The organism is Mycobacterium sp. 1165178.9 (genome assembly GCF_001673555.1).
In the GTDB taxonomy this organism is placed as follows: domain Bacteria; phylum Actinomycetota; class Actinomycetes; order Mycobacteriales; family Mycobacteriaceae; genus Mycobacterium.
The window spans coordinates 1-6,006 of record NZ_LZMB01000565.1; the positions used below are offsets into that span (position 1 = coordinate 1).

6 protein-coding genes are annotated in these 6,006 nt (G+C 67.7%); 3 read left to right on the forward strand and 3 right to left on the reverse strand.

The genetic code is table 11. The features are described 5' to 3' along the window. Positions 1-423 (forward strand): phosphopantothenoylcysteine decarboxylase (locus tag A5652_RS23860; protein ID WP_304441785.1); only part of this gene is annotated, 423 nt, incomplete at its 5' end. A 95-nt stretch (positions 424-518) separates the two neighbouring features. After that, on the forward strand, positions 519-1,730 hold the full coding sequence (gene metK, locus A5652_RS23865; RefSeq protein WP_067357775.1) for a methionine adenosyltransferase: 1,212 nt from the start codon (positions 519-521) through the stop codon (positions 1,728-1,730). Between the two features lie 13 nt (positions 1,731-1,743). On the opposite strand, the gene A5652_RS23870 is transcribed toward metK, so the two are convergent. The 3 genes from A5652_RS23870 to A5652_RS23880 are packed head-to-tail and all read right to left on the reverse strand — an operon-like array spanning position 1,744 to position 5,210. Continuing rightward, positions 1,744-3,240, reverse strand: a complete 1,497-nt coding sequence (locus A5652_RS23870; protein ID WP_067357779.1) for an NAD(P)/FAD-dependent oxidoreductase — start codon at positions 3,238-3,240, stop codon at positions 1,744-1,746. A 10-nt stretch (positions 3,241-3,250) separates the two neighbouring features. Beyond that, a complete protein-coding gene (locus A5652_RS23875) occupies positions 3,251-4,213 on the reverse strand; it encodes an alpha/beta hydrolase (protein WP_067357790.1) in 963 nt (320 codons plus the stop codon). Positions 4,214-4,217: 4 nt separating this feature from the next. Further along, on the reverse strand, positions 4,218-5,210 hold the full coding sequence (locus A5652_RS23880; protein WP_067357782.1) for an alpha/beta hydrolase: 993 nt from the start codon (positions 5,208-5,210) through the stop codon (positions 4,218-4,220). On the opposite strand from A5652_RS23880, the gene A5652_RS23885 reads away from it, so the two are divergent. Beyond that, positions 5,209-5,979 carry a lysoplasmalogenase gene (locus tag A5652_RS23885; RefSeq protein ID WP_067357786.1) on the forward strand — a complete coding sequence of 257 codons (771 nt, stop codon included), beginning with the start codon at positions 5,209-5,211 and terminating at the stop codon, positions 5,977-5,979. The two genes, A5652_RS23880 and A5652_RS23885, sit on opposite strands and share 2 nt — an antisense overlap. Positions 5,980-6,006 lie beyond the last annotated feature (27 nt).

Sequence of the window (6,006 nt, forward strand, 5' to 3'; positions counted from 1 at the left end):
GCGGTTGCCGACTTCCGGCCGGCCCGGGTTGCGGCCGCCAAGATCAAAAAGGGTCCGAAGGAACAAGACCAGCCGCCCACGATCGAGTTGGTCCGCAACGACGACGTGCTGGCCGGCGCGGTGCGGGCACGCGCCAACGGCGAACTGCCCAACATGCGCGCCATCGTGGGCTTCGCCGCCGAAACCGGCGATGCCAACGGGGACGTGCTGTTTCACGCCCGGACGAAGCTGCGCAACAAGGGTTGTGATCTGTTGGTCGTCAACGCGGTGGGCGACGGCAGGGCTTTCGAGGTGGACAGCAACGACGGCTGGCTGCTGGCGGCCGACGGTACCGAGTCGGCGCTGCAACACGGCTCCAAGACATTGATGGCCAGTCGTATCGTGGATGCGATCGCCGCGTTCCTGCACGGGGACAGCGGGTAGAACGGTCGAGTTCTTCTCGGCACCGGACCAGGTGCTGGCGGGCCGACGCCAGTCGATATAATTCGGCTAACTAACTAATTGGAAGGATCGGCATTGTGAGCGAAAAGGGTCGCCTGTTTACCAGTGAGTCGGTGACTGAGGGACACCCCGACAAGATCTGTGACGCGATCAGCGACTCGGTCCTCGACGCCCTGCTGGCAGAGGACCCGAGCTCACGTGTCGCGGTCGAGACGCTGGTCACCACCGGACAGGTGCACGTGGTCGGGGAGGTGACGACGACGGCCAAAGAGGCGTTCGCGGACATCACCAACACGGTTCGCGCGCGCATCCTCGACATCGGCTACGACTCGTCGGACAAGGGCTTCGACGGGGCGACCTGCGGCGTGAACATCGGTATCGGCGCGCAGTCGCCCGACATCGCCCAGGGCGTCGACAGCGCCCACGAGGCCCGCGTGGAGGGCGCCGCCGACCCGCTGGATGCCCAGGGCGCCGGCGACCAGGGCCTGATGTTCGGCTACGCGATCAATGACACCCCCGAGCGGATGCCGCTGCCGATCGCGCTGGCCCACCGGCTGTCGCGCAAGCTCACCGAGGTTCGCAAGAACGGCACGCTGCCCTACCTGCGGCCGGACGGCAAGACGCAGGTCACCATCGAGTACGAGGACGACGTTCCGGTCCGGCTGGACACCGTGGTCGTGTCCACCCAGCACGCCGACGGCATCGACCTGGAGAAGACGCTGGACCCCGACATCCGCCAGCACGTGCTCAAGACCGTGCTGGACGAGCTGGCCCACGACACCCTGGACTCGTCGGCGACGCGGGTGCTGGTCAACCCGACCGGCAAGTTCGTTCTCGGCGGGCCGATGGGCGACGCCGGCCTGACCGGCCGCAAGATCATCGTCGACACCTACGGCGGCTGGGCCCGACACGGCGGCGGCGCCTTCTCCGGCAAGGATCCGTCCAAGGTGGACCGTTCGGCGGCCTACGCGATGCGCTGGGTGGCCAAGAACATCGTCGCCGCGGGGCTGGCGGAGCGAGTCGAGGTGCAGGTGGCCTATGCCATCGGCAAGGCGGCCCCGGTCGGGCTGTTCATCGAGACGTTCGGCACCGCGACGGTCGACCCGGTCAAGATCGAGAAGATCGTTCCCGAGGTGTTCGACCTGCGCCCCGGCGCGATCATCCGCGACTTGGACCTGCTGCGCCCGATCTACGCGCAGACCGCCGCGTACGGGCACTTCGGCCGCACCGACGTCGAACTCCCCTGGGAGCAGCTCAACAAGGTCGACGACCTCAAGCGCGCGATCTAAGGGCCGGGGCCGGCTAACCGGTGAACCGGTAGTCGTCCAGATTGAACCGTCGGCTGCGCCAGTACACCTCGGGTGTGGTGCCCGGGCGCAATGGCACGTCGCCGTTCTTGTCGAAGTAGTAGCTGTTGGCCAGCTTGCAGCTGTCTTGCCAGAAGATCTGGCGGTGCCGTCGGCTCATCATTTCGGCGAAGTAGCGGTCGTTGGCTTCCTGGCTGACCTCGACCCGGGTCGCACCGACGCGATTGGCCCGCTTGAGGCAGCGCACGATGTGATGCGTCTGCGCCTCGATGAGCGCGAAATACGAAGAGCCGACGTATCCGTACGGGCCGAACACGGTGAACAGATTGGGGAAGCCGGGCACGGTGACGCCCTCGTAGGCCTGCAGCCGGTGCTCGTCCCAGAAGCGGCTCAAGGACTTTCCGCCGCTTCCGGTCACCGCGAACGTGGGCACGTTGTCGGGGTCCATCACCTTGAAGCCGGTCGCCAGGATCAGGACGTCGATCTCGTGATTCTCGCCGTCGGTGGTGGCCACCGCGTCGGGCGTGATCTTGTCGATCGGTTCGGTGACCAGCCGCACGTTGTCGCGGTTGAAGGTGGCCAGGTAACCGTTGTGGAAGCCGGGGCGTTTGCAGCCGACGGCATACTTCGGCGTGAGCTGCTCGCGCACGGCCGGATCCCGAACCTGTTGCCGCAGATAGGATTTGCCCAGCGCTGCCATCCTCTTGGCCAGCGGGATGACCGTGAAGTAGTGCGCCGAGATGGGGAAGGTGAGCTCCACGTAGGCCTGGCTGAGCAGGCGCTGCAGCAACTTGCCGCCGGGGATTCGCATCGCCCAGCGCGCCGGCGCGGGCAGTGGGACGTCGAACTTCGGGAAACACCAGATCGGGGTGCGCTGAAATACGGTGAGCGAGGACACGATCGGCGCGATTTCGGGAATCACCTGCACGGCCGACGCGCCGGTCCCGATCACCGCGACGCGCTTGCCGCGTAAATCCTGGCCATGATCCCACCGCGCGGTGTGCATGGTGATGCCGCCGAACGAATCCGCGCCGTCGATGTCGGGCAGGTTGCGCACCGTCAGAACGCCGCAGGCACTGATCAAGAACCGCGCCGTGATTTCGCCCGAAGGGTCGGTCTGCACCCGCCACAGGCCGCGCTCGTCGTCGAACTCGGCGGCCTGCACCTTGGTGTTGAGCCGGATTCGCGATCGGATGCCGTATTTGTCGGCGCAGTGTTCGGCGTAGGCCTTGAGCTCTCGGCCCGGCGCGTAGGTGCGCGACCAGTGCCGGCTCTGTTCGAAGGAGAATTGGTACGAGAACGACGGAATGTCTACGGCGATACCGGGATACGTGTTCCAGTGCCAGGTGCCGCCTACCCCGTCGCCGGCTTCGATCACCAGATAATCTGACAGGCCCGCCCTGTCGAGGTTGATGGCCGCACCGATGCCGGAGAACCCGGCGCCGATGATCAGCGTGTGATAGTCGGGGGCTTCTTTTTCGTCGGGGATCATCGTTGCCTGCCTAGGGGTGCAGCGCCTTATGGAGCGCCGCCAGGCCGCGCTCGGCGGCCTCGGCGGCGGCGGGTATCGCCAGCGCGAAACTGACGAACCCGTGTACCAGGGTGGGCTCGTTGCTCAGCTCCACCGGCACGCCCGCGGCCTCGAGGAGCTCGGCGTAACGGGTCCCCTCGTCGCGCAGGGGATCGTGTTCGGCGGTGGCGATGTAGGCGGGCGCCAGCCCGGACAGGTCCTCGGCGTTCGCCGGAGCCATGGTGGTGGGCAGCGCCTTCGGGTCGGTGATATCGAGGCCGGGCACGTACCAGGACAGAAACGCGTCGATGACTTCACGGTTCAGGATCGGCGCATCCGCGTTGTCGGCATACGACGGCAGAGACAGATCCGCTATGACCGTTGGGTACCACAGTAACTGGAAGCGCAGCTCGGGCCCGCGGTTCTCGCGGGCCAACAGCGCCGTCACCGCGGCGAGGTTGCCGCCCGCCGAGTCACCGGCCACAGCGATGTTGTTCGGGTCGCCGCCGAACTCGGCGGCGTTCTCGGCGACCCACTGCAGCGCCGCCCAGCAATCGTCCACGCCCGCCGGGAACGGATGCTCGGGGGCCAGCCGGTAGCCGACGGACACCACGATGGCCTCGGCGCCCACGGCGTGCGCGCGGGCGACCGGGTCGTGGGTGTCCAGGTCGCCGAGGCAAAACCCGCCGCCGTGGTAGAAGACGACGACGGGCAACGGCGTGAGCTCGCTGTCGGGCCAGTAGATGCGGACCGGGATGTCGGTGAGCTCCCCGTGGGAGATCGTGCGGTCCTCGATCCGCAGGTCGGGCAGCATTTCGGTCGGCACCTTGAGCAGCCGCAGCCGCTTGCGGGCGACCTCGACGCCGTCGGCCTCGCGGAAGGTCATCGGATAGGCGTCGAGCAACGCCTTGAATGTGGGATCGATACGGGGGCGGGCGGGGATTGGCTCGCTCATGCGTTTACCGTACGCCGCGGGGCCACCGGTGCAGGGCCGCACGCAGCGCGGTCAGTCCGCCCTCGAGCGCCGCGGTGGCGGCGGGCACCACGCCGGCATAGCCCAGGTAGCCGTGCACCAACGTCTCGGCGTTGTGCACCTCGGCGGCGACGCCGGCGGCGGTCAGCAACCCGGCGTACCGGATACCGTCGTCGCGCAGGGGGTCGTAGCCGGCGACGGCGATGTAGGCCGGCGGCAGATCGCTCAGGTCCTTCGCGCGGCCCGGCGCCATGTCCGACGGCGGATCGGACATGTCGACTTCGCCCGCGTACCAACGAGAGAACGCCGCGATGGCGTGGGCGTCCAGGATCGGCGCGGCGAAGTTTTCGGTGAACGACGGCAGCGACGCGTCCCACATGGTCGACGGATACCACAACAGTTGGAACACGATCGGAGGAGTGCCGTTGTCGCGCGCCCGCTGCGCCACCGCGGCGCAGATGGTGCCGCCGGCCGAATCCCCGGACACGGCGATGCGGTTCGGATCGGCGTGCAATTCGGCCGCATTCTCGGCGACCCAAAGCGTTGCGGCCCAAGCGTCTTCGACAGCCGCGGGATAGGGGTGCTGGGGAGCGAGCCGATAGTCGACGGCTACCACGATCGCGTCGGCGCCCACCGCGTGCTGGCGCGCGGTGCCGTCGTGAGTTTCGAGGTCGCCGATGACGAAGCCGCCGCCGTGAAAAAACAGCACGACCGGGGCGGCGGCCCCCTGCTGATCATCGTCGGGATAGGTTGGCGGCCAATAGATCCGGAGCGCGATGGAGCCCGAGGGGCCGGGAATCGTGCGGTTCTGGACCCGCAGCTCGGGATGCAGCGGCCGGCGCGGCAGGTCACGGAACCGCTGGCGTGCTGCGCGGATTCCGTCCTCAGTGGATAGCCGGAAGGGAACCGCATCCAGTACCTTCTGCAGGATGGGGTCGATAGCGGGTTTCTCGTCGGCTGTGTTATCCAAGCTGGGCATGGACGTACCGTACGCACCTCGTCTGGTGGCCGGCGCCTGGGTGGTGGCCGGCTGGGTGGCCCTCGGCTACGGCATCTACCTGACCGTGCTGGCGCTGCGCTCGCCGCCGGGAATCGAGCTGACCGGTCACTGGGTGTTGCAGCCGGCGTTCAAGGCGTCGATGGCGTTTCTGCTCTCGCTCGCCGCGGCGGCCCACGCGAAGGTCCGCGAGCGGCGGTGGCTGATGCTGGCGCTGCTGCTCTCCGCCATCGGCGACTGGGTGCTGGCGATCCCGTGGTGGCCGCTGTCTTTCGAGGTGGGTCTTGGGGCATTCCTGTTGGCGCACTTGTGTTTCATTGGCGCCCTGCTGCCGCTGGTTCCGGCGTTCACCGGCGCGTCGGAGGATGACCGCCCGTCGATGGTGCGCATCGTCGCGGTGGCCCTGATGTGTGGGACGTCGCTCGCGTTGCTGGCCTGGTTCTGGCCCCACCTGGGCGCGGAAAAGCTGACGCTCCCGGTGACGGTGTACATCGTGGTGCTGACCGCGATGGTGTGCACGGCCCTGCTGGCGAAACTGCCGACGATCTGGACGGCGGTGGGAGCGCTGTGTTTTGCGGCCTCAGACTCGATGATCGCCATTGGGCGCTTCATCCTCGGCAACGAAGCCCTCGCGGTGCCGATCTGGTGGTCCTACGCGGCGGCCCAGATCTTGATCACGGCGGGCTTCTTCTTCGGCCGCGAGATTCCCACCGAGGCCGCCGGGGACGCCCCGGCACCCGCCGAAAGCTGATTGTCACCGGTGCCCGCTACGTTGCGG

Bases quoted from the DNA above. Each gene is read 5' to 3' on its own strand.
- A5652_RS23870 (WP_067357779.1), bottom strand. From the start codon at position 3,240: ATGATCCCCGACGAAAAAGAAGCCCCCGACTATCACACGCTGATCATC.
- A5652_RS23875 (WP_067357790.1), bottom strand. From the start codon at position 4,213: ATGAGCGAGCCAATCCCCGCCCGCCCCCGTATCGATCCCACATTCAAG.
- A5652_RS23885 (WP_067357786.1), top strand. From the start codon at position 5,209: ATGGACGTACCGTACGCACCTCGTCTGGTGGCCGGCGCCTGGGTGGTG.
- A5652_RS23880 (WP_067357782.1), bottom strand. From the start codon at position 5,210: ATGCCCAGCTTGGATAACACAGCCGACGAGAAACCCGCTATCGACCCC.